This is a genomic window from Arthrobacter sp. zg-Y919 (genome assembly GCF_030142045.1).
Lineage (GTDB): Bacteria > Actinomycetota > Actinomycetes > Actinomycetales > Micrococcaceae > Arthrobacter_B.
Genome location: NZ_CP126242.1, coordinates 1,381,374 through 1,408,341 on the forward strand (window position 1 = coordinate 1,381,374; position 26,968 = coordinate 1,408,341).

At 66.5% G+C, this 26,968-nt stretch carries 21 protein-coding genes; 13 read left to right on the forward strand and 8 right to left on the reverse strand.

All coding sequences use genetic code 11. From position 1 onward, the window contains the following. Positions 1-4: 4 nt before the first annotated feature. Together metK and QNO10_RS06580 are read left to right on the forward strand one after the other, a co-directional pair. Positions 5-1,228 (forward strand): methionine adenosyltransferase, encoded by a 1,224-nt coding sequence (gene metK, locus QNO10_RS06575; protein WP_229948525.1) that lies wholly within the window; start codon positions 5-7, stop codon positions 1,226-1,228. Positions 1,229-1,234: 6 nt separating this feature from the next. After that, complete coding sequence (locus tag QNO10_RS06580) at positions 1,235-3,352, forward strand: primosomal protein N' (protein ID WP_229948523.1); 2,118 nt, start codon at positions 1,235-1,237, stop codon at positions 3,350-3,352. A 9-nt stretch (positions 3,353-3,361) separates the two neighbouring features. On the opposite strand, the gene QNO10_RS06585 is transcribed toward QNO10_RS06580, so the two are convergent. From QNO10_RS06585 to QNO10_RS06600, 4 genes are all read right to left on the reverse strand, one after another. Then, positions 3,362-3,496, reverse strand: a complete 135-nt coding sequence (locus QNO10_RS06585) for a hypothetical protein (RefSeq protein ID WP_269437825.1) — start codon at positions 3,494-3,496, stop codon at positions 3,362-3,364. A 153-nt stretch (positions 3,497-3,649) separates the two neighbouring features. Continuing rightward, positions 3,650-4,384, reverse strand: a complete 735-nt coding sequence (locus tag QNO10_RS06590) for an MBL fold metallo-hydrolase (RefSeq protein WP_229948521.1) — start codon at positions 4,382-4,384, stop codon at positions 3,650-3,652. Positions 4,385-4,421: 37 nt separating this feature from the next. After that, a complete protein-coding gene (locus tag QNO10_RS06595; protein WP_229948519.1) occupies positions 4,422-6,137 on the reverse strand; it encodes an HNH endonuclease in 1,716 nt (571 codons plus the stop codon). Positions 6,138-6,455: 318 nt separating this feature from the next. Then, on the reverse strand, positions 6,456-7,427 hold the full coding sequence (locus QNO10_RS06600; protein WP_229948518.1) for a phosphotransferase: 972 nt from the start codon (positions 7,425-7,427) through the stop codon (positions 6,456-6,458). 122 nt (positions 7,428-7,549) lie between these two features. On the opposite strand from QNO10_RS06600, the gene QNO10_RS06605 reads away from it, so the two are divergent. Both QNO10_RS06605 and QNO10_RS06610 read left to right on the forward strand, forming a co-directional pair. Next, the gene (locus QNO10_RS06605; protein ID WP_229948515.1) at positions 7,550-7,984 is read left to right on the forward strand and encodes a MarR family winged helix-turn-helix transcriptional regulator; all 435 of its coding nucleotides are present in this window, start codon (positions 7,550-7,552) and stop codon (positions 7,982-7,984) included. A gap of 55 nt (positions 7,985-8,039) precedes the next feature. Then, on the forward strand, positions 8,040-9,053 hold the full coding sequence (locus QNO10_RS06610; protein WP_229948514.1) for an NADP-dependent oxidoreductase: 1,014 nt from the start codon (positions 8,040-8,042) through the stop codon (positions 9,051-9,053). A 37-nt stretch (positions 9,054-9,090) separates the two neighbouring features. Here QNO10_RS06610 and QNO10_RS06615 read toward each other — a convergent pair whose 3' ends face one another. The 3 genes from QNO10_RS06615 to QNO10_RS06625 are packed head-to-tail and all read right to left on the reverse strand — an operon-like array spanning position 9,091 to position 11,951. Further along, positions 9,091-10,182 carry a glycosyltransferase family 4 protein gene (locus QNO10_RS06615; RefSeq protein ID WP_229948916.1) on the reverse strand — a complete coding sequence of 364 codons (1,092 nt, stop codon included), beginning with the start codon at positions 10,180-10,182 and terminating at the stop codon, positions 9,091-9,093. 2 nt (positions 10,183-10,184) lie between these two features. Continuing rightward, positions 10,185-11,114, reverse strand: coding sequence for an alpha/beta fold hydrolase (locus QNO10_RS06620; RefSeq protein WP_229948512.1), 930 nt, complete (start codon positions 11,112-11,114; stop codon positions 10,185-10,187). Beyond that, a complete protein-coding gene (locus tag QNO10_RS06625) occupies positions 11,115-11,951 on the reverse strand; it encodes an aldo/keto reductase (RefSeq protein WP_229948510.1) in 837 nt (278 codons plus the stop codon). It abuts the gene before it with no gap. A gap of 197 nt (positions 11,952-12,148) precedes the next feature. On the opposite strand from QNO10_RS06625, the gene QNO10_RS06630 reads away from it, so the two are divergent. From QNO10_RS06630 to QNO10_RS06660, 7 genes are all read left to right on the forward strand, one after another. Beyond that, positions 12,149-12,892, forward strand: coding sequence for an MIP/aquaporin family protein (locus tag QNO10_RS06630; protein WP_229948508.1), 744 nt, complete (start codon positions 12,149-12,151; stop codon positions 12,890-12,892). Between the two features lie 64 nt (positions 12,893-12,956). Continuing rightward, positions 12,957-14,480, forward strand: a complete 1,524-nt coding sequence (glpK, locus tag QNO10_RS06635; protein WP_229948506.1) for a glycerol kinase GlpK — start codon at positions 12,957-12,959, stop codon at positions 14,478-14,480. A gap of 169 nt (positions 14,481-14,649) precedes the next feature. Continuing rightward, positions 14,650-16,002, forward strand: a complete 1,353-nt coding sequence (locus QNO10_RS06640) for a flavin-containing monooxygenase (protein WP_229948505.1) — start codon at positions 14,650-14,652, stop codon at positions 16,000-16,002. Next, on the forward strand, positions 16,002-16,940 hold the full coding sequence (locus QNO10_RS06645; protein WP_229948504.1) for a bile acid:sodium symporter family protein: 939 nt from the start codon (positions 16,002-16,004) through the stop codon (positions 16,938-16,940). Before QNO10_RS06640 ends, QNO10_RS06645 begins: the two co-directional genes overlap by 1 nt. Next, positions 16,937-17,887: an SDR family oxidoreductase gene (locus QNO10_RS06650; protein WP_229948503.1), complete on the forward strand. Its 951-nt coding sequence runs from the start codon at positions 16,937-16,939 to the stop codon at positions 17,885-17,887. The genes QNO10_RS06645 and QNO10_RS06650 overlap by 4 nt, the downstream gene beginning before the upstream one ends. A 223-nt stretch (positions 17,888-18,110) precedes the next feature. Continuing rightward, positions 18,111-20,612 carry a leucine--tRNA ligase gene (leuS, locus tag QNO10_RS06655; RefSeq protein ID WP_442860258.1) on the forward strand — a complete coding sequence of 834 codons (2,502 nt, stop codon included), beginning with the start codon at positions 18,111-18,113 and terminating at the stop codon, positions 20,610-20,612. A gap of 95 nt (positions 20,613-20,707) precedes the next feature. After that, positions 20,708-21,583, forward strand: coding sequence for a DegV family protein (locus tag QNO10_RS06660; protein WP_229948501.1), 876 nt, complete (start codon positions 20,708-20,710; stop codon positions 21,581-21,583). Positions 21,584-21,950: 367 nt separating this feature from the next. Here QNO10_RS06660 and QNO10_RS06665 read toward each other — a convergent pair whose 3' ends face one another. Continuing rightward, positions 21,951-22,316 (reverse strand): hypothetical protein, encoded by a 366-nt coding sequence (locus QNO10_RS06665; protein ID WP_229948500.1) that lies wholly within the window; start codon positions 22,314-22,316, stop codon positions 21,951-21,953. 1,105 nt (positions 22,317-23,421) lie between these two features. Here QNO10_RS06665 and QNO10_RS06670 point away from each other — a divergent pair. Continuing rightward, a complete protein-coding gene (locus QNO10_RS06670; protein WP_229948498.1) occupies positions 23,422-24,234 on the forward strand; it encodes a helix-hairpin-helix domain-containing protein in 813 nt (270 codons plus the stop codon). 44 nt (positions 24,235-24,278) lie between these two features. Further along, entirely contained in the window at positions 24,279-26,942 is a 2,664-nt protein-coding gene (locus QNO10_RS06675) for a ComEC/Rec2 family competence protein (protein WP_229948496.1), read from the forward strand. Positions 26,943-26,968 lie beyond the last annotated feature (26 nt).

Here is a 26,968-nt window from a genome sequence, read left to right on the forward strand (position 1 = left end):
TCCCGTGACTCCTACTTCTTTCCCCCCTAAGCCGCAGTCCAACCTGCGCCTTTTCACTTCGGAATCCGTCACCGAGGGCCACCCGGACAAAATCTGTGACCAGATCAGTGACGCCATCCTGGACGGCCTACTCAAAGTCGACCCCGAGTCCCGGGTCGCCGTGGAAACCCTGGTGACCACCGGTCTGGTGCACGTCGCTGGAGAAGTGACCACCGAGGGCTACGTCGAAATCCCGCAGCTGGTCCGCGACACCATCCTGGACATCGGCTATGACTCCTCCGCCAACGGATTCGACGGCGCCCGCTGCGGTGTGTCCGTCTCGATTGGCCAGCAGTCCCCGGAAATCGCCTCCGGAGTCTTCAACTCCCTGGAGAACCGGACCGGCAAGGTCGTTGACCCCTACGACGCCCAGGGCGCGGGGGACCAGGGCATTATGTTCGGATACGCCAGTGACGAGACCTCGGTACTGATGCCGACGCCGATCTGGCTCGCCCACCGCCTCTCCGAACGCCTCACCACCGTCCGCAAGGACGGAACCTTGCCGTACCTTCGCCCGGACGGCAAGACCCAGGTCACCGTGGGATACGACGGCGACCGGCCGGTTTCCGTTGACTCCGTGGTCGTTTCCACCCAGCACGCCGCCGACCTGGACCTGGAGCAGCTGCGTGCCGACATGGTGGAATACGTGGTCAACCCGGTACTGGCCGGCACCGACCTGGACATCTCCGCCGTCGAGCACATCATCAACCCCGGCGGCCCCTTCGTTATCGGCGGCCCCGTGGGTGACGCCGGCCTCACCGGCCGGAAAATCATCGTCGACACCTACGGCGGGTTCGCCCGCCACGGCGGCGGTGCCTTCAGCGGCAAGGATCCGAGCAAGGTCGACCGTTCGGCCGCCTACGCGATGCGCTGGGTAGCCAAGAACGTGGTTGCCGCCGGCCTGGCGCGGCGCGCGGAAATCCAGATTGCCTACGCGATCGGCATGGCCCGCCCCGTAGGTATCTACGTCGAAACCTTCGGCACCGAAACGGTGGACCCGGCGCGGATTGCCGACGCCGTGCAGGAAGTCTTCGACCTGCGTCCGTTGGGCATCATCAACGGCCTGGACCTCAAGCGTCCCATCTACCAGCGGACTGCCGCCCACGGCCACTTCGGCCGGGAGGACGAAGGGTTCACCTGGGAGCGCAAGGACAAGGTCGAGGACCTCCGCAGCTACTTCAACGTGTAGCCGGCCATGCCTGCGGACCGTTCCGGAGAAGCCGTGCAGCTGTCCCTGCTGCACGGCTTCACGCCGTCGGAAAAGGCCGTGGGCAAGGCCCAGCCCGCTTCCGCCCTCCCGATTGCGCGCGTGCTGCTGGACTCGCCGCTGCCGCATCTGGACCGCCCCTTCGACTACCTGGTCCCCGCCGACCTCGACGCCGACGCCGTGGCAGGTGCCCGGGTCAAGGTGCGTTTCGGCGGACAGGAACTGCCGGGCTTTATCACCGAGCGCGCGGCGGAAGCAGACACCACCGCACGGTTGATGCCGTTGGGCAAGGTGATTTCGCCGCAGCCGGTCCTCACTCCGCAGATCCTGCGCCTGGCCGAGGCCGTCGCCGCACGCTACGCCGGAACCGTGCATGACGTGCTTCGGGTGGCCATTCCGCCGCGTGCGGCACGGGTGGACAAGGAATTCACTGCCGCGGCGCGGGCTGAAGCTGCCGGGGGAACAGCCACCGGGCCAAAGGAGATCCCCGCGGGACCGGAGGGTGCCGGGACGAACCCCCTGACGCGGTACCCGCACGGACCACGTTTCCTGACCCACCTTGCCGCAGGCCACAGTCCACGTGCCGTGCTCTCTTCGCTCGGCGGATATGGTCCCCGGGACTGGCCGGCCGAAGTTGCCGAAGCCGTCCGGTCCACGCTGCTCTCCGGGCGCGGCGCCGTCGTCGTGGTGCCCGACAACAAAGACCTGGCCAGGCTGCAGGCTGCGCTCACTGCACGCATCGGAGCCGACGCTTTTGTCCGGTTGACCGCCGAAGACGGACCGACGCCGCGGTACCGGAGTTTCCTGCAGCTGCTGCACGGCGATGTCCGGGTAGCCGTGGGGACGCGGTCCGCCGCCTATGCACCGGTCCGGGACCTGGGCCTGGCCGTCATCTGGGACGACGCCGATGAGCTGCACGCCGAGCAGCGGGCACCGTACCAGCACGCACGCGACGTGCTGCTGCTTCGTGCCGAACTGGAAGATGCGGCCCTGCTTATGGCCTCGCATTCGAGGAGCACTGAAGCCCAGCGGCTGGTGGCCAGCGGCTGGGCTGCAGGCATTGCCGCGGAGCGTTCAACCGTCCGTGCCCACGCCCCGCGCGTGGTCAGCACTACCGACTCCTTCACGATGGAACGCGATCCGCTGGCCGCACGGGCACGCATACCGCACGCGGCGTGGAAGGCTGCCCAGGACGGGCTGACCCGCGGCCCCGTGCTGGTGCAGGTGGCGCGGACCGGGTTTTCGCCGGCACTGTCCTGCCAGGAGTGCCGCGAACCTGCCCGCTGCCGGAACTGTTCCGGTCCACTGGGACTGGCCAGCAGGAACGGGATCCCTGCCTGCCGCTGGTGCGGACGCCCCGAACCGCTGTGGCATTGCGGAAACTGCGGCGGAACCCAGCTGCGCGGTTCCACCGCGGGGGCCGGACGTACTGCCGAGGAACTGGGCCGCGCTTTCCCTTCCACCACTGTCATCTCCTCTGCGGGGGACCACATCCGCACCGACATCCCCGATACTCCGGCGCTGGTGGTGGCTACCCCCGGAGCCGAGCCCGTTGCAGCGGGCGGCTACGCCGCGGCGATCCTGCTGGACGGCAACGCGATGCTCTCGCGCGAATCCCTGCGGGCAGGCGAGGACACCCTGCGGCGCTGGTTCACCGCAGCGGCCCTGGTCCGTCCCGCTTCCGAAAAAGGCCTGGTGGTGGTGACGGCTGACGACACGGCAACGGTCGGGCACCTGCTCCGCTGGGACCCGGCGTCGGCGGCGGAACGGGAATTGGAGCTCCGGCGCCAACTCGGGCTGCCTCCGGCTGTGCGCTATGCCGAGCTGACCGGTTCCCGGGAGGGGCTGGAAGCGTTTACCGCCCGGCTCGGGCTGCCCGAGGGTGTCCGTGCGGTGGGACCGGCGCCCCTGGCAACCGCAGTCGCCACCCCTGCTCCGGACGGGCAACTGGGTGGCGCGGGCGGGCGCTACCGCACGCTGCTGTTCTTCCCGTACAACGCGGCTCCGGCCATGACCGCGGCGCTGCGTTCGACCAAGGCGGCTGCCTCGGCCCGCCGGACCGGGGATCCCGTCTATATCCGGGTGGACGGCACGGACGTTCTCTAAGGGGTAGTGCTACAGCAGTTCCAACAGGATGGCGCTGGCACCGAGCAGGGAAAGCAGCGCCAGCTGGGCGGCGCTGCCTAGGCGGGACAGCTGGCCAAACAGCCCACGGGGTACTCCGTGGATCATCCAGTGCCGATGGTTCAAGATTGGCATCCTCACCCGGGGATCCCCTTTCCCGCCGGGTTTAGTCAGAGGCGCCTAGCTGTACCCCGGCAGACTTGGTTCAATGGCGTACATTTCCCAGTATCCCGCTCTGCGCACAGGCGAATTGACCGGAAGAGCGGTGAATTTGACCACCTAGATTTCCCCCTTGGACGTTTGTTGCATGGCCAGCCGGGCAAGGTCCTGTAGAGCTTCGGGATTGCCGCGCCAAGGAGCGCCGTGCCCGGGCAGCACCCAGCTGGCTTCGACGCCCGCGAGCCGGCCGAGGGAATCGAGGGCTGCGTCCGGATCGTCGGTGAACGGTGCGGGCTGAATGCCCGACACCCCGGTCAGGACGTGGCGGGTAGTCAGTGCATCGCCGACGAAGACGGCATCCGCGGCCGGAACGTGGACGGCGATGCTGCCCGGCGAATGACCAGGCATGCCGATCACCCGTGGTGAGCCAGGCAGCGGAAGGACGTCTCCATCTGCCACCTCTGTGACCTCGGCGAGATATTTTGGGCGCCAGCCACGCTTACGCAGCCCGTATAGGGCGAACTGAGTCAGAGGGAAAACCCTCCACGGACCCATGGTGGTTTTAGGCTTATTGCCGCCACGGGCACGTTCAGCGTCCAGGGAGTGCACAAACACAGGTATGCCCATTTTCTGCCGCAGCTTCTCAGCAAAGCCGACATGGTCGCTGTCGCCGTGGGTCAGGATTGCTCCGCGCACATCGTCCAGGGGGCGGCCCATTGCCTGCAGCTCGGTGAGCAGGTCCTCCCAATGCCCGGGTAATCCGGTGTCGATAACGGTTACACCATCCTCCGTGTCGACCAGATAGGCAGCAACGATGTCATTGCCGATGCGGTGCAGATGAGGTCCGAGTCTCATGGGGGCTCCTTATGCAGTCGGGGTATCGGTATCCACGTCACGCTGCCCAAATCAGATCGACAAGGCAGGCTTCGGCGGGTGAGTTTTCAGTGGTCTGGTCTTTGACGGTCCGGTGTTCAATGGTCCGGTCTATACCGGGCAAGTCTTCGACCAGGCCGGGCACCCGAATCGATGGCGGTTTTCCCGTCAGGGGAGGTGCGGTAGACCGATAGGTATGTCCGGTGGGTGTGGTCGTCTCCACCGTGCTGCGGAGGCCGGTACCTGTTCCGGTTCCCGTGACGGCAGTCGGCCCATCTGCGGTTGGTCCTCGTGTCCGCGCGCTCCAGCCCGGCGCTTCCTTGGCATGGTTGCACGCTTCACACAGGCCTTGCCCGTTGGCCGCACTCGTTGGTCCGCCCCGGCGGTGGGGCTGGATATGGTCCAGATGCCGGATCGGAGCTCCGCACCAGGGTGTTCTGCAGGTTTGGTCCCGGGTAGCTATAAAACGGGCCAAAGAGGTGGGAAATAACCGCGCATGGGAATCCATCGCCACCAGTTCGCCGGATTCCGGGGCCGTATAGAGCCTCCGGATCCAGCGTTCCGCCTCTTTCCCGGATGTACCCCTGCGCGTTGTCAGATGGTTATCCCGGTCCCCATTCCGGGCTGGGTCCCGGTCCCGCCTCCGATTTCGGTCAAGGTCCCGGGCCCGCTCCCGAACCAGGTTCCGGGCCCACTGAGCCGGAACCGGTCCGTATCCGGGGATCAACGCTGGTTCGGAATCTCCGGCCAGTAAGGTCCGGTCGGTCATGACCAGCTGAATCTCGACTTTCATCTGGCCCGCGTCCGCCTGGCCCGTGACCCGTTGCACCAGGGTGTCCGCCATGATCTGACCGCGGCCCCGGGTATCGCCTGCGGCGCGCAGGCGGTCGGCTTCGCGGCAAAGAGCCGCATAAACGCCCACGCCCTGGGCCACCGGCAGCAATCCGGTCAGGTAGGTCATGGTGTCCGGTGCCGGACGGCAGGAGACGAAGCGTTCGGAAACGGCCTTCGCTGCACGGTTCACCGCAGCCTGCGGATCCAACCGGTATGCAGCAGCCTTGGTACGGGCAATGATCTGCCGGTCGCCGAGAGACTCCAGGAGCGGGAGATCACCGGCTACTTCCTCGTCCACGCGCCGGCGGTCCTCCGCAGACAGGCATGCCGTTTCGCGGACCAGCAGCGTCGCACGCCACTCATTAATTTTTCCAAGCGTCAGAGCCTGCAGCGTGTATGGCATTTCCGTGGTGAGGGCCTTGGCGAAACCGAGCAATCTTCCGCCTTTGTTGGGGGATTCCTTCCTGGCCAGAGCGACCTGCGCTGCGACCCCGCGGCCCAGATTTTCCCGCTCCACTCCGGCCTGCACCTGCAGGCGGCGCTGCGACGCATCGAATGCCGCAGCGATCCGCGCCTGCGCAGCTGCAGCGGCTGCCTTAAGCTCTTCCAGCGCACGCAGCTGGTCGATCAAATCCCCGTCTGAGGCGGTGCCTCGTTCGCGCCCGGAAGAGCTGCCGGACTGGGAAATGAGGCCGGTGAAAGGGGTAACGGCGGGTGCGGCGGGGCCACCGCCTGCGGAAGTGGTGCCCGACGGCAAGCCCGCACCAGCGACAGCATCAGACGGGCCCGTGGGATCGAGGACAACCTCAGCCAGATACTCCACCCAGGCGCCGAACACCGTGGAGTGGGAACCCAAGGGTGCCCTCTCACGATGCGAAGCAGTGGGGGTGTATTCGAACATGTATTCGAGTCTAGTCAGTTGAGAGTCGCATCTAAAGGGAAAATTTACGCAACTGACTACCCGTTTTTCCGCGTTTCGGGTCAGGAAATCAGAGCTTCAGGGTTGTCCTGAATCCCGGCGGCAGGAAGGTCCAGAAGGCCATGCCGGGTGGCTGATCTATGGCCGCGCGGGAGATGGTCGGGTGCAAGCGGTAGGCCCCAGCGGATTACCGGAGCAGTCACCGGAAGCACCAACCACCCGAAGCGCCGCCACGCTGATTGTCCTGGCGCCCTTCATCATCGGACTGTTTGACCTCAACATTGTGGAAGTCGGCCCGGGCTACCCCCGTAAGCCGAGCCGGCTGACCAGCCACGCGTAGATCAACCGTGCGGTGTGCCTGCCGTGGCTGCGCAGATGCGGACTGGAGGGGACTTCCGGCTTGTTGCCCGAATCGATCATGTAGTTCAGCAGAGCCGCCAGCCAGGCGTCGATATGCCGCGCCGGAACGTCCCGCGTAAGGAGCGAGCGCTGAAGCTCCGCGTCGACGTCGAACCCGTCGGCACGCACGTAGGGGAGCACCCCGACCCAGTCCAGCCACGGCGCACCGGTACCGAGGAAATTCCAGTCACAGATCAGTGCCCGGCCGGAACTGATCAGGATGTTGTCCGGCCGGAGATCACCGTGAATGACGGAGTCGCCGGCCAGGGCTTCCGGACACAGCTCCAGCAGTTCCTGGAACATCCGGGCTTCAGAAGCCGTCAGGTCCGGGAGGAACCACGGAGCAGGGCCGCCACCGGCCACCGGGGCGAAGCATGTTGGTACTCCGGCCATATCGTCGGCCACCGGGGTGCCCGCAGCAGCACGGGGAAAGCCGGCCAGAAGCCGGGCGGCTGCGCTGCAGGCAGCTTCCAGCGCAGCAAGGTCTGCCTGGGTCCAGGGGTGCCCCGGCATGTATCCGTCCACCGCTTCGTAGATCAGCAGCTGCCAGGCAATACCGTCGGCCACCAGGCTCTCGGTCGCCTGCAGTGCCGGCATGGGCATCCCCGCCGGCATCAGGGGAACCACCTGCGACTCGCGGAGATAGGACGGGTAGATCACCGAGTCCGACGCCGGTGCGGCCTTCGCGAACACGCGTGCCCCGGCGTCGGACACCAGAACCGCGGCAAAACCCGGCGTGAAACCGCCGCCCGCCGGCTCGACCGAGGTGATGCTGCCGCCCAGCCGCGTGCTGAAGGTCTCCTGCAGGACCGGCGGAAGGTCGCTCCAGCTGCGGCGCCTGGCGGTGCGGCGGTAATCCGGGATGATCTGCATTCGGAACAGCATAGGCCAGCACCCCACCCCGGAACCTGAACTGGAACTGGAATCGAGCCGGAAAGGGAAAGCGCTGCCAAAAATAGGTTGTGCACAATTGAATTTGGGCCTACGGTGGGGAAATGAACGAATCACTGCAGCGGCAGGTGTGCTTCTCGCTGTACTCCGCCTCCCGGGCGGCCACGGCCCTCTACCGTCCGATGCTCGACGAGCTGGGGCTGACCTACCCGCAGTACCTGGTGATGTCGCTGCTCTGGGAGGAAGACGCCCAAAGCGTCCGGGACCTGGGGGAGGCGCTGGACCTGGACTCCGGAACGCTTTCGCCGCTGCTCAAGCGGCTGGAAGCAGCGGAACTGGTGCAGCGCATCCGTGCGGCCGAGGACGAAAGGCGCGTCCGTATCCACCTCACCGATGCCGGACGTGCACTTGAACAGCACGCCCGGCAACTGCCGGACCGGCTCGCCGAGTCCGCCGGACTGGCACCGCAGGACCTGGAAAGCCTGCAGGAGACCCTTGCCAAGGTCACCGCCGCCCTGCGGCAGGCCGTGGCGAAATAGTGGCGGACTAACCGCAGCGATTCGTACCATCAACCCCAACAGTAAGGTTCACTCCATGAGCAGTTACCCCGCAACCGGCCGCGAAATCCAGCTTGCTTCCCGCCCTGAAGGGTGGCCCACGGAGCAGAACTTCCGCCTCGTGGAGGTCCCTGTCCCCGAGCTGCAGGAGGGCCAGGTCCTGGTCCGAAACCTGCACATGTCCGTGGACCCGTACATGCGCGGGCGGATGAATGATGCCAAGTCCTATGTACCGCCGTTCCAGCTCGACGCTCCGCTGGAGGGCGGCGCCGTCGGCGAAGTTGTGGAGTCGCGCTCACCGGACCACAGGCCGGGGGACAAGGTGCTGCACGGACTGGGCTGGCGCGACTACGCCGTCCTGGACGGCCGCCGCGCGCGGGTCATCGACACGGATGCCGCTCCGGCCAGCGCGTACCTGGGTGTGCTGGGCATGACCGGCGAGACTGCCTATGCCGGCCTGACCAAGGTGGCTGAGTTCAAGGAGGGCGACGTCGTCTTCGTCTCGGGAGCCGCGGGCGCCGTGGGCGCCGTGGTGGGCCAGATCGCCAAGGCCATGGGGGCCAAGAAGGTCATCGGCAGCGCCGGGTCCGCCGAAAAGGTCCAGCGGCTGCTCGATCTTGGCTTCGACGAGGCGTTCAACTACCACGACGGCCCCGTGAAGGATTCGCTGAAGAAGGCCGCCGGGGCCGACGGCATTGACGTCTACTTCGACAACGTCGGCGGCGAGCACCTCGAAGCGGCCCTTTCGGTCATGAACAAGTTCGGCCGGATCGCCATGTGCGGCGCCATCTCGCAGTACAACGATGCGCCCGTCGGCCCGCGCAACCTCGCCATTGCCATCGGCAAGGAGATCACACTTCGCGGGTTCCTGGTGGGCAGCTACAAGCAGTACGCCGACGAGTTTGCCGCTCTGATGACCGGCTGGCTGCAGGAAGGCCTGGTCCGCTACGACGAGACGTTCGTGGACGGACTCGAAAACTCCCCGCAGGCCTTCATCGACCTGATGAAGGGTGCCAACAAGGGCAAGATGATCGTGAACCTCGGCAAGTAGGGATCAACGGCAAGTAGCGATCAGCGGCAAGTAGGGATCAACGACGACGGCGGCGGCCGGGGAACAGGCGGACAGCCTCCCCGGCCGCTTCCATGAGCTGGCCTGCGGAGGCACCCCAGCTGTAGTCCGCCGCCCGGTCCACTCCGGCGTCGGACGCCTTCCTCCACCGCCCCGGCTCCCCAAGCTGCTCCACGGCAGCTGCAAAGCCCGCCGGATCATCCGGATCCACCAGCAGCGCCGCACCGCCGGAAACCTCGCGGAAGATCGGAATGTCGCTGGCAACCACCGGTGTGCCCACGGCCATGGCCTCAATCACCGGAAGCCCGTAGCCCTCGGCCTTCGAGAGGGTCACCAGCGCCGTGGTGCGGCGCAGGAGCTGGTCGTACTCCTCATCGGTGACCCCGTTGTGGAACTGCACGCGCGCGCCGGGGGGAACCAGCGCTTCCAGTTCGCTTCGCCGCGCATCGGTAATCCGGCTGAGCAGGTGCAGGGTGAAGCCCGGCAGATGTTCCATGCCGCGGATGATCGTCTCCACGTTTTTGTACGGCATGAACGAGCCCATATACAGCAGCGAAGGTTCCGCCCCCGCGTCCGGGTCCCGCGGCACGGCACCCGCCTGGGGTGCGTTGGCCACGATGCGGACCGGGCGTTTCGTCAGCCGGTGGCGGGACATCAGCGCCCGCGTCGTGTCGCTGATGGTGGCGACGACGTCGGCCCTGTCCAGCAGCAGCCGCTGCGGCCAGTAGGCCAGATGGTAGAGCCGCCACAGCCCCCGCACCGGAAGGGGCAGGAACGACGGCGGTGTCGGGTTCTGGTAGTAGATCAGGTCATGCAGGGTCAGGATCAACGGATACTTCCGGCCCCAGCTGCACATGGTCTGCATGGGGCAGAAGACGGCATCCGCGCCCAGCCGGTTCAGCCGGAAGGCGACGAACAGCTCCGCGGGAGAGAGCGGGCTGTTGATTTTTACCCACGGCAGGTCGGGGAGCAGGGCCAGCTGGCGTTCGTCCGAAATCAGCATCACGACGTCGGCATGCGCGCTCACGGCTTCGATCAGGCTGGCCCCGTACCGGCTGATGCCGTCGTGGTGGTCGATGCGGGTAAACCGGGCGTCTACGGCCAGGCGCAGCCTCATGTATGCCTCCGGGACAGGAAATCCTCGATCTTTTCGGCTGCCTCAGCCGGCTTTTCGTAGTGCACCAGATGTCCGACGCCGGGCAGGACGTGCAGCTCCGAATCCGGGACCAGCTCCGCGAGCCGCCGCTGTCCCTTCACCGAGCCGATGTCGTCCAGCTCGGCGGCAATCAGCAGCACCGGCATGGGCAGCCGGGCGGCGACGTCGCGCACGGTGTCGCTGATGGACGCACGGAAGGCATCCAAAACCACCCGCCGGCTGGCGAAGGCACTGAAATACGCATCGTGCTGGGCGTGGATCCAGCGCCGCAGGCCCGGATCCCGGGTCTTCGCCATCAGCATGCTCATGCCGCGGACAATGACCGGGCTGCGCAGCAGCCCCATACCGGGTTTTTCCGGCAGGGCCGCAGCCAGCCGGTAGTAGAGTTCCGCAGCCTTGCTGGTGATCCCCTTGGGACCCTCCAGCGCAGGCTCGCAGATGGGGTTAACGAGGATCAGCTCACTGATGAGTTCCGGCGACTCCGCCGCAAGGTGCGCGGCGATGATCGAGCCGAAGGAGTGGCCGAGCAGGACGGTGTCCGGACCCAGGTCCAGGGCGGCCAGCGCGTCCCGGACAAAAGCGGTGTACGCGGGGACGTCGTGCGGGCGGGGAAGGGCCGCACCGGCGCCGAAACCGGGAAGGTCCGGCACCAGGACACGGTGGCGGGGGAGCGCTTCGACAATCCGCAGCAGCCCGTGGTGGTCGCCGCGGAAGCCGTGGACCATAAAGATCGGCGGAAGGCCGGCGCCGCCGTCGTTCACTGGTGGGAAGTCCCGGCAGACCTGCTGCGTGCCGTCCACCGTAAAGGAGCGCACGGCGGGTGTCCGGGTGAAGGGGGCGGGGGCGCCCGACGGCGTTGGGGTGCGGCGGGCGGCGGTGCCGGACATTCAGTTCACCTCGTCCGGATGGGATCCGGACCGCTGGCCGCGGTCCAGTGCGTTCAATGCTGTCCGGTGCCCGTCGGTCAACCCGAAGGAGTACAGGTCCAGGTTTCCGGCGATCCGCTCCGGGGTGCTCGCCTTGGGAATCACGATGTTGCCCAGGTCCAGGTGCCAGCGGAGGATCACCTGCGCCGGGGTGCGGCCCAGTTCTGCGGCAATCCGCACGACGACGGGATCCGCCAGAACCGCCCCGCGGCCCAGCGGACTCCACGCGGCCGTGCGGATACCGAGCTGCTGATGCAGCTGGCGCAGTTCCTCCTGGGCGAGCCAGGGGTGCAGCTCAATCTGGTTTACCGCGGGGACAATTCCGGTCGCGTCCAACAGCTGTTCCAGGTGGGCGGGCTGGAAGTTCGAGACGCCGATGGCCCGGACCCGGCCCTCGGCGTAGAGCGCCTCAAGCGCACGGTAGGTATCGATGAACAGGCCGCGCTCCGGGCAGGGCCAGTGGATCAGGTAGAGATCCAAGTAGTCCAGCCCCAGCCGGGCGAGGGACGCGTCGAAGGCCCGCAGGGTCGAGTCGTAGCCCTGGTCCGTGTTCCAGACCTTGGACGTGACGAAGAGGTCACTGCGCCCGGCACCGCCTCCGCTTATGAAGGAGTCCAAGGCCTCGCCGACCCCGGCTTCGTTGCCGTACAGGGCTGCAGTGTCGATGTGGCGGTACCCCGCCCCGAGGGCGTCCAGGCACAGCCCTGCTGCGGCGTCGGGCGGGATTTTGTATGTACCGAAACCAACCTCGTCCATCAGGACGCCGTTATTGAGCGGGATTCGCGCTGCAGGCTGCATAGGACGACTTTACCGAGGTCCCGGCAGACGGCCGAATCCCGTCCTGACTACCTGTTTTGCCACCCGTTGGTTGGCGTGGGGTCAAACAGGTCGGCTAAGGTAATGGCGCTTCTTGCAAAAGATTGGTTGCATAGAACCCAACAGTCCGCCCTCCCAATTGGGTCGTGGACAGATACGAATGATCGGAGGAGTCGATGGTGACTCTGGGAGAAGTTTTCGTCAGCGAGCTGGCCGGCACGGCCATCCTCATTATTCTCGGCTGCGGTGTCGTGGCGAACGTGGCCCTGGCCAAAACAAAGGGTGCCGGCGGCGGGTTCCTGATGGTCAACTGGGGGTGGGCCATCGGTGTGTTTGCGGGCGTGTACGCGGCCGCACTTTCGGGTGCACACATCAACCCGGCGGTGACCGTGGGCCTGTGGGCCAGCGGTGCGGACGAGTTCGCGGACGGCGTCGAGGTTTCCTTCGGGGCAGCCATGGTCTACTTCGCCGGGCAGATGGTCGGCGCCATTATCGGTGCGGTGGTGGCCTGGCTCGCGTACAAGAAGCAGTTCGACGACGAGCCTGACGCCGCCAACATCCTGGGCGTGTTCTCCACGGGCCCTGCCATCCGTTCCTACGGGTGGAATGTGGTGACCGAAATTGTGGGCACCTTCGTTCTGGTCTTCATCATCGTTGCCTTCGCCGGGACCCCCTCGGGACTCGGCCCGCTGGCTGTGGCACTGCTCGTGCTCGGTATTGGTGCCTCACTCGGCGGTCCCACCGGATACGCCATCAACCCCGCCCGTGACCTCGGACCGCGGATCGCGCACGCGCTGCTTCCCATCCCCGGCAAGGGCAGCAGCGACTGGGCCTACGCCTGGGTGCCCGTAGTCGGACCGCTGATCGGCGGCGCCCTGGGCGGCCTTGTGGGCGCACAGCTTCCCCTCCCGCTTCCGGTATAGCGAAACCGGCCGGGCCACGCCGGCCCGCCACCCCCAAAGACCCCCACCGCAAGGAGCAGAAACAATGCCTGACAATCCCAGGTACATCATCGCCATTGACCAGGGCACCACGAGCAGCCGTGCCATCGTCTTCGGTCACGAGGGAAACATCGTTTCCACCGGGCAGAAGGAACACGAGCAGATCTTCCCGCACGCCGGGTGGGTCGAGCACGATCCGATGGAGATCTGGACGAATGTCCGCGAGGTTGTGGGCAGCGCCCTGTCCAAGGCGAACCTGACCCGGCACGACATTGCCGCCGTCGGAATCACCAACCAGCGTGAAACGGCCGTCGTCTGGGACCGCAACACCGGTGAGCCCGTCTACAACGCCATTGTCTGGCAGGACACCCGCACGCAGCCCATCGTCAACGAGCTGGCCCGAAACGGCGGTCTCGACCGTTTCAAGGACACCGTTGGCCTGCCGCTGGCAACGTACTTCTCGGGCACGAAGATCAAGTGGATCCTGGACAACGTAGAGGGGGCGCGCGAACGGGCTGAGGCGGGGGACCTCATGTTCGGCAACACGGATTCCTGGATTGTCTGGAACCTGACCGGCGGGACGGACGGCGGCGTGCACATCACCGATGTCACCAACGCCTCCCGCACCCTGTTTATGAACCTTGAGACCCTGACCTGGGATGATGACATCCTCAAGGAATTCGGCATCCCGAAGTCCATGCTCCCGGAGATCAAGTCCTCGTCCGAGGTGTACGGCATGGTTGCCGGCTCGCAGCTGCTGCGCGAGACCCCGGTGGCCGGCATCCTCGGCGACCAGCAGGCGGCGACGTTCGGGCAGGCCGCCTTCGAAAAGGGCGATGCGAAGAACACCTACGGCACCGGCTGCTTCCTGATCTTCAACACCGGTGAGGAGATTGTCCGTTCCGAGAATGGACTCATCACCACCGTTGCCTACCAGCTGGGCGACGCCAAGCCGGTCTACGCCCTCGAGGGTTCCATCGCCGTCACCGGTTCCCTGGTCCAGTGGCTGCGCGACAACCTGGGCATCATCAACAGCGCCCCGGAGATCGAAGAGCTCGCCCGCAAGGTGGAGGACAACGGCGGCGTGTACATTGTGCCGGCGTTCTCCGGACTCTTTGCACCCTACTGGCGTGCGGATGCGCGCGGTGCCATGGTGGGCCTGACCCGTTACGTGAACAAGAACCACATCGCCCGGGCCGCCCTGGAAGCCACCGCCTTCCAGACCCGCGAGGTGCTGGACGCCGTGAACGCCGACTCCGGCGTGCCGCTGAGCGAACTGCGCGTGGATGGTGGCATGGTCGCCAATGATGCCCTGATGCAGTTCCAGGCAGACATCCTCGGCGTGGACGTGGTCCGGCCCAAGGTCATCGAGACAACGGCGCTGGGTGCTGCCTATGCTGCCGGCTTGGCCGTCGGGTTCTGGAACGACACCGACGAACTCGAGCAGAACTGGGCGGAAGGCAAGCGCTGGTCCCCGCAGATGGAGGATTCCGAGCGTGAGCGCCAGATGCGTCTCTGGAAGAAGGCCGTCACCAAGACCTTCGACTGGGTTGACGACGACGTTCAGTAATTCGAACGCAGCGTAGTAGTGAAAGGCCCCGGCAGCGAGACTGCCGGGGCCTTTCGTGTCTCCCCGGCCGGTTCTCTTCGCCCGACCCGGCCGGTTTGACGGGCGCCTCTACCCTTCGGTAGCGTTCGGGCAGCATCGACGGTGATGCAGGTCACAGAAACTGGTGGAAGTGTCTCCCGAAATTAACTCCGAACGGACGGATTTTCCTGTCGCCGTCATCGGCTCCGGTCCCAGCGGGCTTGCCGCCATGCGTGCCCTGTCCCGGCAGGGGCTGGATTTTGTCGGCTTCGAGCAGCACAGCGACGTCGGCGGACTCTGGAACATCGGGAATCCGGCCAGTACGGTCTACGAATCGGCGCACCTGATCTCGTCGAAATCCACCACGCAGTTTGCTGAATTCCCCATGCCGGAGGACACTCCGGATTATCCCGGGCACCGGCACCTGCAGGCCTATTTCCGGTCCTACGCCGACCACTTCCACCTGCGTCCATCCATCCGCTTCGGCGTGCGCGTCGCTGCAGCGGTGCCGTCATGCGACGGTACGTGGACGGTCTCCTGGGACGGTGCCGACGGACCGGGCAGCGGACGGTTCAGCGCCGTCATCGTCGCTTCGGGCACGCTGCACACCCCGGCACTCCCGGATCTGCCCGGGCAGTTCGACGGCGAGATCCGCCACACCGCTTCCTATAAGGACCCGCGTGAGCTCGCCGGCAAACGCGTGCTGATTGTCGGGGCCGGCAACAGCGGCTGCGACATAGCCGTGGATGCCGTGCACCACGCCGCCGCCGTCGACATCAGCGTCCGGCGGGGTTATTACTTCGTTCCGAAGTACGTGTTCGGCCGGCCGACGGACACCCTGAACCAGGGCAGGCCCATGCCGAGGCCCCTGAAGCAGTTCTTCGACAAGCGGCTGCTGCGCATGTTTACCGGCGACCCGCACCGGTTCGGGTTCCCGAAACCCGACTACCGGATCTACGAGTCCCATCCGGTGGTGAACTCCCTGATCCTGCACCATCTGGGACACGGGGACCTTCAGGTCAGGGGTGACATCGCCCGCCTGGACGGGCACACGGTGTCCTTCCGGGACGGGACCGCGGGGGAGTACGACCTGATCCTGCTCGCTACGGGCTACGTCCTGGACTATCCCTTCCTGGACCGGGCGCTGCTCGGCTGGGACGGCCCGTCGCCGTCGTTGTACCTGAATATCTTCAGCCGGCAGGCGGAAAACCTGCTGGTCGTCGGGATGGTGGAGGCCTCGGGGCTGGGCTGGGAGGGCCGGTTCCGGCAGGCCGAGCTCGCAGCCGCCTACCTGGCTGCCCAAAAACACTCCCCGGCGGCCGCGGGGGAGTTCCGGGAGCTGCTGGCCGGGAAGTCCCCGGATGTCACCGGCGGCTACCGCTACCTGGGCCTGGACCGGATGAGCTACTACGTCAACAAAGACGCCTACCGGGCGGAACTGGAGGCACACCTGGACCTGCTGTCCACGGGTGCCGCGAAGACACGGAAAAAGGTGGACCGCTGATGCCGATCGACGACGTCGTCCTGAGCTTTACGCCTGCCTCGCTGGTGATCCTGAATGCGGTGCTGGCGCTCATCATTCTCGGCATCGCGCTCGAGGTGCGGCCGGCGGACTTCCGCGCCGTGGCACGCAGCCCCAAAGCGGTGCTCCTGGGGATCTGCGCGCAGTACCTGGTGCTGCCTGCCGTGACCGTGGCGCTGGCGCTCGTGCTGAAGGTGCCGGCGTCCATTGCACTGGGCATGATCCTTGTGGCCTGCTGCCCGCCCGGCGGCATCTCCAACGTGCTCACGCACCGCGCACACGGCAATGTGGCGCTGTCGGCCTCCATGACAGCTGTCTCCAACCTGGTGGCCATCGCCGTGATGCCGCTGAACGTGGCGCTGTGGGCCCGGCTCAATCCGGCCACCGCCGGACTCATGCGGAACTTCTCCCTGGACCGCTGGGAAATGCTGGTCCAGGTCCTGCTCATCATCGGCCTGCCGTTTGCCGTGGGTATGCCGCTGGCCCGGCGCTTCCCGGCAGTGACGGAGGTTGTGCGCCCCTGGGTGCAGCGGATCGGACTGGTGGCGCTGCTGGTGTTCATCATCGCCGGCGCAGCCAGCAACCTTGGTCCACTCCGCGAGCACCTGGGCACCATCTTCCTGGTGGTCCTCCTCCACGACGCGGTGGCACTGGCCGTGGGCTACTGGACGGCGGCTGCCGTCCGGCTGGACGAACCCAGCAGGCGCGCCTTCACCTTCGAAGTGGGCGCCCGCAATACCGGACTGGGCCTGGGGCTGACCCTGGCCTTCTTCGCCGGGCTCGGCGGCATGGCAATGGTCGCTGCCTGGTGGGGCATCTGGGACATCCTGGCCGGACTGCTGCTGGCGCAGTGGTGGCGGCGGCGGGATGCGCGCCGCAGTGCGGCCGCCGCAGCAGAGCAGACGGGGACAACCCGATGACCCGGGTCTGCGTCACCGGCGGCAACGGTTTCCTGGGCAGTGCGGTGGTCGCAGGGCTGGCACGCAACCCGGAGATCACGCATGTGCTCAGCCTCGACATCCGCGAACCCGCGGAACAGCTGGACGGCGTCGAATACGCCATCGCCGACGTGTGCTCCCCGGAGGTGGCACACCTGCTGCAGGCCCACCGGATCGACACTGTGGTCCATTTGGCTGCGATCGTGAATCCCGGGAAGAACACCACGCGGGAGCAGGAATTCTCCGTGGACGTGGAGGGCTCCCGCAACGTGCTTTCAGCCTGCCTTTCCTCGGGGGTCAAGCACGTGGTCATTTCCTCCTCCGGAGCCGCCTACGGCTACCACCGCGACAACCCCGCATGGCTCACGGAATCCGCTCCGATCCGCGGCAACGACGAATTTGCCTACTCCCGGCATAAGCGGCTGGTCGAGGAAGAGCTGGCCCGGCTCCGGACCGAGCACCCTGAACTGCAGCAGACCATTTTCCGGATCGGCACCATCCTCGGTGAGCGGGTGCGTAACCAGATCACCGCGCTTTTCGACGCGCCACGGCTGCTGCGGGTCAGCGGCAGCGAATCCCCGTTTGTCTTCATCTGGGATGAAGACGTCGCCGGGATCATGGTGCAGGCCGTCCTGACGGGACGCAGCGGCATTTTCAACGTCGCCGGAGACGGTGCACTGACGGTCCGGGAGATAGCCGGACTGATGGGCAAGGGGACCGTGACGGTTCCCGCTCCGGTCCTGGCAGCCGGGCTCTGGCTGGCGCATAAACTGCGCCTGACCGTCCACGGGCCGGAACAGGTGCGGTTCCTGCGCTACCGTCCGGTGCTGGATAACACCGCACTGAAGCAGGAGTTCGGCTTCACTCCCAGCCGCACCAGCCGGGAAGCGTTCCTCGCCTTCCGGGCCGCGCGGGACGCTGCCGGCTAAACCTCCTGCGGCTCACCCGGACGCACTGGCTCCGGCGGGGGTGTGCTGTTGTAAAGTGGAGAAATGATCGCAGTACTCCTCCTTAGCTAGCCGCGCACCGTCCGTGCGCGGCCGCCCCTTGCTTGTCGAGGGGCTTTTGTGTGTCTGGGGAGGACCCAAAATTTTAGCGGGCCGGATTTGGCCCGCAGCGCGGATCCATTTTCTTTGAGGACAGAGGCGAAGCATAGTGAGCACGCAGTCACAGACTGATCAGCAGGAAGAGGCCGTCTACAGTTTCGCGGCCATCGAGCAGAAATGGCCGAAGGTCTGGGAGGACCTCGGCGTTTTCACCCCTGCCGACGACGGCTCGCGCGAACGGCGCTATGTACTGGACATGTTCCCGTACCCCTCCGGCGACCTGCACATGGGCCACGCCGAAGCGTTCGCGATGGGCGACGTCGTCGCCCGTTACTGGCGCCAGCTCGGGTACGACGTGCTGCACCCGATCGGCTGGGACTCCTTCGGCCTGCCTGCGGAGAACGCGGCGATCAAGAACAACGCGCACCCCAGCGACTGGACCTACCGCAACATCGAAACGCAGGCGGAGTCCTTCAAGCGCTACGCCATCAGTGTTGATTGGTCGCGCCGGATCCACACCTCCGACCCCGAGTACTACCGCTGGACCCAGTGGCTGTTCACCCGCTTCTACGACCGCGGGCTGGCGTACCGGAAGAATTCGCCGGTCAACTGGTGCCCCAAGGACCAGACCGTGCTGGCCAACGAGCAGGTAGTCAACGGCGCCTGCGAACGCTGCGGCACCCAGGTCACCAAGAAGTCCCTGAACCAGTGGTACTTCAAGATCACCGATTACGCCGACCGCCTGCTCGATGACATGGAACAGCTCAAGGGCCACTGGCCCGAGCGCGTCCTGGCCATGCAGAAAAACTGGATCGGCCGCTCCGAGGGCGCACACGTCCGGTTCAACATCGAGGCCGACGGCGGCAAGCCCGCCGAACAGGTCACCGTCTTCACAACCCGCCCGGACACCCTGGCCGGCGCCACCTTCTTCGTTGTCGCCGCGGACGCCCCGCTGGCGCTGGACCTGGTGACGGACGAAAACCGTGATGCCCTGCTGGATTACCGCGAATCGGTGAAGGCACTCTCGGATATCGAGCGCCAGTCCACCGAACGCGTCAAGACCGGCATCTTCACAGGCCGGTACGCCGTGAACCCACTCAACGGAGAGAAGCTGCCCGTCTGGGCCGCCGACTACGTGCTGGCGGACTACGGCACCGGCGCCATCATGGCCGTCCCGGCGCACGACCAGCGTGACCTGGACTTCGCCAAGACCTTCGACCTGCCGGTCAAGGCAGTGCTGGACACCGGTGAAGAGGATCCCGCCGTCAGCGGTGTGGCCACCACCGGCGAAGGCACGCTGATCAACTCCGGCGCCCTGGACGGCCTGCCCAAGGCCGAAGCCATTCCCGCCGCGGTCCGGATGCTCGAGGAACAGGGCACCGGCGAAAAGTTCGTGAACTTCCGCCTGCGTGACTGGCTGCTGTCCCGTCAGCGTTTCTGGGGCACCCCCATCCCGATCATCCACTGCGAAAACTGCGGCGAGGTCCCGGTTCCCGACGACCAGCTGCCCGTCACGCTGCCCACCGGGCTGCGCGGCGAAGCACTGGCCCCGAAGGGCACCTCCCCGCTGGCTTCCGCCGAGGACTGGGTCAACGTGGCCTGCCCGAAGTGCGACGGTCCCGCCCGGCGCGATACCGACACCATGGACACCTTCGTGGATTCCTCCTGGTACTTCATGCGCTTCGTGTCCCCGGACTTCACGGACGGACCGTTTGATCCGGAGGCGGCCAAGAACTGGATGCCTGTCGGCCAGTACGTGGGCGGCGTCGAACACGCCATCCTGCACCTGCTCTACGCCCGCTTCTTCACCAAGGTGGTCCATGACATGGGCCTGCTCGAAGCCAGCGAGCCGTTCAGCTCCCTGCTGAACCAGGGCCAGGTCCTGAACGGCGGCAAGGCCATGTCCAAGTCGCTGGGCAACGGCGTGGACCTGGGCCAGCAGCTGGACAAGTACGGTGTGGACGCCGTGCGCCTGACCATGATCTTTGCGTCCCCGCCCGAAGACGACGTCGACTGGGCGGACGTCTCGCCGTCGGGCTCCGCGAAGTTCCTCGCCCGCGCCTGGCGCCTGGGCCAGGACATCACCAGCGAACCCGGCGTGGACTACTCGACGGGGGACCGGAAGCTGCGTTCGCTGACGCACCGGACCGTTGCCGATGCCACTGAACTGCTGGAAAACAACAAGTTCAACGTGGTCGTCGCCAAGCTCATGGAACTGGTCAACGCAACCCGCAAGGCCATCGACTCCGGTGCCGGCGCTGCCGACCCCGCGGTGCGCGAGGCTGCCGAAGCGGTCGCCGTTATCCTGAGCCTTTTCGCGCCGTACACGGCCGAGGACCTCTGGAACCTGCTCGGCCGTGAAGCCTCCGTGGTCACCGCCGGCTGGCCCGCCGTGGATGAAACGCTGCTGGTCCAGGACACGGTCACCGCTGTCGTCCAGGTTCAGGGCAAGGTCCGCGACCGCCTTGAGGTTGCCGCGGATATCAGCGAAGACGACCTGCGGGAGGCTGCCCTGGCCTCCGACGCAGTGCAGCGGATCCTTGACGGACGCGGTATCCGCACGGTCATCGTCCGGGCACCCAAGCTCGTCAACATCGTCCCGGCATAGGCCGCGCGCCCATGGACTGGCTGGAACGGCTCGCTTCGCGGGCCAGGGGGCGGCAGCGGTCCGCTGCCGCCGTCCCCAGGCCGTCCGTGGGTGTCGTGACTGACTCCGCATCGGGGCTGCCGGTGGGCTGGGAGGAAGCCGCGAATGCCTCCGCGTTCGTCCGGGTGGTTCCCATGCCCGTGATGATCGGGGAGCAGATCTATGGTGAAGGCTCCGAGGACCTGATCCCTGCCCTCGCCCTGGCATTGGCACAGGGGCACGAGGTGCGTACGTCGCGACCGGCTCCGGGACAGTTCGAGGCCGCCTACCGGGAACTGGCTGCCGCGGGGTGCGCCAGCGTGGTGTCGGTCCACCTCTCCGGGCATTTGTCCGGAACAGTGGATTCGGCGCGGCTGGCGGCCCGCTCGGCCGGCATTCCGGTGGAGGTCGTCGACAGCGCGACGGCGGCAATGGGCCTCGGTTTTGCCGTAGCCGCCGCGGCCGAGAGCGCCCGCGCCGGTTCCTCCGCAGCGCAGGTTGCGGCCTGCGCCCGGGCGGTGGCCGCTGATTCCAATATCCTTTTCTACGTCCCGAGCCTGGAGCAGCTGCGCCGGGGCGGGCGTATCGGTGCGGCAGCCGGCTGGCTGGGCACCCTGCTTGCCGTCAAGCCGATCCTGGTGGTCCGTGACGGCAGGGTCCTTCCGCTGGAGCGGGTCCGGACCGCACCCAAGGCGCTGGCCCGGCTGGCCGAGCTCGTGCAGCAGGACATTGCCGGCCGCACCGGTAGGGTCCGCGCGGCAGTACACCATTTCGGTAATTCCGCCGAAGCCGAGCGGCTTGCGGGCGTTATCGGTGCCGCCGCACCCGAGGTGGAAGTCCTCATCTGCCCGCTGCCTGCCGTGCTGGCCGCACATGTGGGTCTGGGCGTGCTGGCGGTAGCGGTTGCCGGCGAGGAAAGCGGCCCGACGGCGCCTACAGGCACGGCGGAATAAAGCGGCCGCTGGTGGTGGACGCCTGCGGGGCCCGGCTCAGGCGGCAACGAAATTTCCACGCTCGAAGCGTCTTTCCCTCAACAAATGAAATGTCCGGCAGCGGGCCGCCGGTACGCATCCACCGGGTGCGGGCGCTGCGCGGAACGGAAAGTCCACGGCAGCTAGTTTTGCCCGAGGGCACAGCATTAGACAGGGACCTGGTAAATCTGGCTGGCCGCCTATGCGACCGCTGAAGGCGGGAGTAAGGTGCGGGCATCAACTACCAAGAGGTGGGCGCTTTCTCGCCGCTTGATTGCATCCCGTGCAGCGCTTCCACGAGCTCCACTTTATTCGCCAGGGCTTCGTTGCCTCCGGTTTCCCTAGCTCGTCACGGTGCCAGGTAATGGAAGTACAGGTAGGCAGCGAAGTACGAGATGCCGGCGACAAGTAAGCCAACCATAATTCCCGCTATTTCTGGGTGGAAATTCTCCGCAGTGAGAACGGTACACCAGAGGTCTGGCTGGTACGGGGCTGCATAAGGGGACCCTGGGGCTTCCGAAGCTTTTTCCCTGCACTCCGAAGCAGCGAACCCAAACGCCACACCAAAGATTCCCCCAGAAACTAGCGAAAAGAACCAGCTTCCCACTTTGTCAGCCTTCTCTTCGGACTCTTCTCGACGCTGCTTGGCCTCCCGCCGGCGCTTGGCATACTCGTCCTCAGCGGGTGCCGGATTGCTACCTACAGAATCGTTCATGGAACGGATTATGATCCTGGCTTCGCAACGTAACAAGAGCTCACGGTCTGGCTGGCCATAGGGGAGGGGAACTGGATGAGAACTCCAGCATCCGCCCCACTCAGTGGTACTGAACCGGAACATTGCTCATAAGGGCACCTAACGACCGACTCCGAGAGTGCCGCAGCAATACCCTCGAGCTGATGAATATTCCAATCGGCTATCTGATCCATCTACACAAGGATTTAGACCCCGAAAACGACGTATAGAACTGTCACCCTCCCAACCGCATGGCAGAAGCCCCACGGGCCACACAAGCGGCTCGGGAGCAGTTAGAAGACCGTATGTCGCCTGCTTCTCGGACAAAGCAGCTGAAGGGCTGGCAGCAGGTAAAGGAAGAACCGCGCTAGGCACGCCTCGACAGTATTTCTTCTTCTGCAGGTGAGATTCAGCCCGATGTGTTGCACGCAATGGGGGCAACTTTGGGGCTTTGCGGAGGGCTCCACCTGCCCACAATGGGCACCCACATCTCTACAAGTGCGGCGAGGTGAACGAATTTCCGGGAGAGTCCCTCAACTACATTCCGCAAAGAACCGCGAGACCAGCGGTCAGTTTCCGTGCACCGTTTCGGCAACGCCGGAAGCCGAGCGGCTTGCGGGAATTATCCGTGCTGCCGCACCAGGTAGAAGTCCTCATTTGCCGCTGCCTGCCGTCCTGGCCGCACATGTGGGTCTGGGTGTGCTGGCGGTAGCGGTTGCCGGCGAGGAAAGCGGTCCTGCGGCGTCTAAAGGCACGGCGGAATAAAGCTGCCGCTGGTGATAGCCGCCTGCGGGGTCTGGCTCCGCAGATGACCATCGCCTACGGAGCCTGGCTCGGGCGGCAACGAAATTTCCACGCTCGCAGAGCTCGCGGGAAATATTAAAGCCGCCTGCGCCAGGCCCCTACGGCTTGCGTCTCACTGTTGGCTTCGGCGGTTTCGCCTTGGCCCGTCTTCCCCTCAAATGGTCCTGTTCTGAGGGCGTCTTCTCCTCAACAATGAAGCGCCAGGCAGCGGGCCGCCGGTTCGCGTCCACCTGGAGCGGGCGACGCGGAGGATCGGATAGACCACGGCAGCTAGTTTTACCCGATGGCACAGCACCGTTGGGACACCGCCCCCGGCACTGCGCGGGACCCTGCACTCGACGGCATCGAAGACCGGAACGGCCGGGGACGCCGGTGGGCGTTTTCCCTTCCCGCAGCCGTCCTGGCCGTGTGCCTGCTGCTGGGGTGCGGGGCAGCGGCATTGCTGCTTCGGGACCGGGATCCGGTGCCGGTGGCCACGGTGGATCTGCCGACGGCCGGCGGTCCTTCGGCATCGGTTTCAGCGGCGGATCCAACGAACGCGGAATCCGGTTTGGAAGCGGGTGAACCAACTGCCGCCGTCCCGTCCGCCGCGGCGGGACCGACGGGCAGCCCTGCCGCAGGGGTGGTGGTGCATGTGGCTGGGGCCGTGCATCGTCCCGGAGTGGTGACGTTGAAGCCAGGAAGCAGGATCGTTGACGCGGTTGACGCCGCAGGGGGCACAGTGGCCGACGCGGACCTGTCAGCGATCAATCTGGCGGCGGTGGTTGAAGACGGAGTGATGGTGTTCGTTCCCCGGGTCGGAGAGGAGGCGCCGGTCGCCGGAACCGGCAGCACGGGCGGCAACGCACCCGGCGGCAGTGCAGGAGGAAGCAGTGCAGGGGGCGGCGGACCCGGCGCAGCCCCGGTCAGCATCAACGTGAACACTGCGGACTCGGTCCAGCTTCAGACGTTGCCGAGGGTCGGGCCGGTATTGGCCGAGCGGATTATTGCCTGGCGGACCGATCACGGAAAATTCCTGCGTCCGGAGGATCTAGACGCAGTGCCCGGCATCGGCGAGGCAATGATGGCGGCCCTCCTTCCCCTGGTGACGGTCTAGGCATCCGGGTGGCCAACCGGGACGGCAGCAGATGGTCCAGGTATGTGACCGCAGCGCTCACTCCAGAAGCGGAGCCCTCCGCTCCACCCGGAACCGTGCCGGTGGAAGCGGACAGGGATGCTGCCATCAGGACGGGCAGGGCACCATCCCGCCTCACCACTAAGGCGCGGGAGGCATGGCACAGCGGGGAAACGGCAGAGCTGCCGGAGCCCCTCCGGGAGCTGCGGCTGTTGCCGGCCGCGGCAGCGGTATGGGCGGCAGCGTTCGTTGCCGTCCGGTTACCCCCGTCAGGGGGTACGGTGCTGGCCGGGTCGGCTGCTGTGCTGGCGGCGCTGCTGCTCCTGTTGGCTGCACGGGGCGGCCCAACGAGCCGGGCGCGGGCCTCCGCCTTCCTCCGGGCCTCAGCGTTCCTCCGGGGCGCCGCGGTTCCGGCCGCGGCGGCAGCCCTGGTCTGCGCCGGCGCTGCCGCAAGCTTGGCGGTGCGCACCGGCGGTCCCATCTCCGGTCTCATTGCCGAAGAGGCTGCGGTGACCGCGCAGTTGCGTGCGGCATCGGACGCCCGTCCGGCGGCGGCGGACCGGTTCACCGGCCGTCCACGGTATCTCATCGATGCCGTGGCAGCGTCGGGGACCGCAGATGGCCAGCGGTTCGGGACATCGGCTACGCTCCTGGTGGTCGGCGGGGAGGACTATGCCCGGATCCGGCTGGGGGACCGGTTCACCAGTGTGGGATCCCTGCAGCCGCTCCCGGCGGGGGACCGGAACCTTGCCCTGCTGCGGGCTGCTGCACCTCCCGCCGTCACCGCCGCAGGAGGATGGTACGCGGTTACTGCGGACCTCCGCACCTCGTTCGTGGAGGCGGCAGAGGAGCATGGCGCAGACGTGGACGGGCTGCTTCCCGGGATGGTGCTGGGCGACCGCGGGAACTTGGATGCCGGTCTGGAGCAGGCCCTGAAGAATACGGGCCTGACCCATCTGACGGCTGTATCAGGCACCAACTGCAGTTATCTGCTGGCCTTCCTCTTCCTGGCGGCGAGGTCCCTGCGGATCCCGCGGGCCGCCGGGGTTCTGCTGGCATTGGCCGGCCTGGCCGCGTTTGTCCTCCTGGTCCGTCCGGACCCTAGCGTGCTTCGCGCAGCAGTGATGGGCGGACTGGGGACCCTCGCGGTGCTCAGCGGGCGGGGGCGTCTTTCCGCTGCCTTACTGTTCCTGTCGATCACGGTGCTGCTGTGTGTGGACCCGTGGTTGTGCGGAAGCTACGCGTTTATGCTCTCGGTCTGCGCCACCCTTGGATTGGTGGTTCTGGGGCCGCACCTGGTGCGGGTGCTGTCCATCCGTCTGCCGCGCTGGGCCGCAGCTGCCCTGGCCATACCCGTGGCAGCACAGCTGTTCTGTGCGCCGGTGCTGGTGCTCCTGCAGCCCCAGCTGCCGGTGTACTCAGTTCCGGCCAACCTCGTTGCGGCTCCCGTCGTGCCGGTCGTCACCGTGGCGGGAATGTTTGCGGTCGTTTTCGCCGGCATAATCCCGGTACTGGCCCCGCCACCCCTGTTGCTTGCAGGCGTGGGTGCAGAGTGGGTGGCCGGAACGGCGCGCTTCTTCGAATCCGCTCCCGGAGCGCTGGCGGCGTGGCCGGAGGGAACTCCCGGCGTGGCGCTGATGGTGGTTGCCGCGGCAGGGACAGCCATCGGAATCCTCGACCTGTCGCGGCGCGGCGTCGGCGACAGCCGGTTTCCGCCCGGGGCAGGCCGGGGGAGGTCCCGGCGGCGGGCAACCAACCCGGGGTCCGGCTTCGCAGACCGGTCCGGCATCCGCCGACGGACCTGGCTGGTGTCGGGGGCCGTCGCCTCACTGGTAGTGCCCGGCGGCGCGGTGCTTGCTGCCCGGAGCCTGCAGGGGGAAACAGGGCCGGCATCGGACTGGGTGCTTGCTGCCTGCGATGTCGGGCAGGGGGACGGGCTCGCTGTCCGTACGGGACCGGACAGGGCCGTGGTGATCGACGCCGGAGGAGAACCTGCGCCCATGGATGTCTGCCTGGACCGGCTGGGAGTGCGGACCGTGGAGCTTCTTGTCTTCACGCATGCGCATCTGGACCACTACGGCGGTGCCGGCGGTGTACTCGACGGACGGTCCATCGTGCAGATCGGCTATTCGACCGCTGGCCCGGAACTGCCGGACGAACTGACCGGAGTGCTGGATGGGTCCGGCGCGCCACGGACAAAGCTGACCGCGGGAATGGCAGGAACGGCCGGCAACGTGCGGTGGGACGTCCTCTGGCCTCCGCCAGGGCCTGACACTGTCGGGCCCGCAGGCGGAGACGGGGAAGAGAACAACGCCAGTTCCATCCTGCTGCTCACCGTAGAGGCACCGGAACAGCGGGAGCGGCCGCTGCGGATACTGTTCACCGGCGATGCCGAGGAGGACGCCGCCGCAGCGGTTCTCGCAACCCACCCGGATCTCCATGCCGGCGTCGATGTGTTGAAGGTTGCCCATCATGGTGCCCGCAACGGTGGGGACGGCTGGCTCCGGTCCGTCAGGCCATCCCTGGCCCTGATATCGGTGGGAGCGGACAACGACTACGGCCATCCTGCACCGGAAGTCCTGGCCGGCCTCCAAGCCGCCGGGACAGCGGTGGCACGGACAGACCGGGACGGAACGGTCCTGGTGGCACGCGTTGACAACACACTTGTGGTCCGCGGCCTGCCGCCGTAGCGCGGGTGGTATGGCAGTCGGTAATC

Bases quoted from the DNA above. Each gene is read 5' to 3' on its own strand.
- QNO10_RS06580 (WP_229948523.1), top strand. From the start codon at position 1,235: ATGCCTGCGGACCGTTCCGGAGAAGCCGTGCAGCTGTCCCTGCTGCAC.
- QNO10_RS06590 (WP_229948521.1), bottom strand. From the start codon at position 4,384: ATGAGACTCGGACCTCATCTGCACCGCATCGGCAATGACATCGTTGCT.
- QNO10_RS06595 (WP_229948519.1), bottom strand. From the start codon at position 6,137: ATGTTCGAATACACCCCCACTGCTTCGCATCGTGAGAGGGCACCCTTG.
- QNO10_RS06600 (WP_229948518.1), bottom strand. From the start codon at position 7,427: ATGCAGATCATCCCGGATTACCGCCGCACCGCCAGGCGCCGCAGCTGG.
- QNO10_RS06605 (WP_229948515.1), top strand. From the start codon at position 7,550: ATGAACGAATCACTGCAGCGGCAGGTGTGCTTCTCGCTGTACTCCGCC.
- QNO10_RS06610 (WP_229948514.1), top strand. From the start codon at position 8,040: ATGAGCAGTTACCCCGCAACCGGCCGCGAAATCCAGCTTGCTTCCCGC.
- QNO10_RS06620 (WP_229948512.1), bottom strand. From the start codon at position 11,114: ATGTCCGGCACCGCCGCCCGCCGCACCCCAACGCCGTCGGGCGCCCCC.
- QNO10_RS06625 (WP_229948510.1), bottom strand. From the start codon at position 11,951: ATGCAGCCTGCAGCGCGAATCCCGCTCAATAACGGCGTCCTGATGGAC.
- glpK (WP_229948506.1), top strand. From the start codon at position 12,957: ATGCCTGACAATCCCAGGTACATCATCGCCATTGACCAGGGCACCACG.
- QNO10_RS06645 (WP_229948504.1), top strand. From the start codon at position 16,002: ATGCCGATCGACGACGTCGTCCTGAGCTTTACGCCTGCCTCGCTGGTG.
- QNO10_RS06650 (WP_229948503.1), top strand. From the start codon at position 16,937: ATGACCCGGGTCTGCGTCACCGGCGGCAACGGTTTCCTGGGCAGTGCG.
- QNO10_RS06665 (WP_229948500.1), bottom strand. From the start codon at position 22,316: ATGAACGATTCTGTAGGTAGCAATCCGGCACCCGCTGAGGACGAGTAT.
- QNO10_RS06670 (WP_229948498.1), top strand. From the start codon at position 23,422: ATGGCACAGCACCGTTGGGACACCGCCCCCGGCACTGCGCGGGACCCT.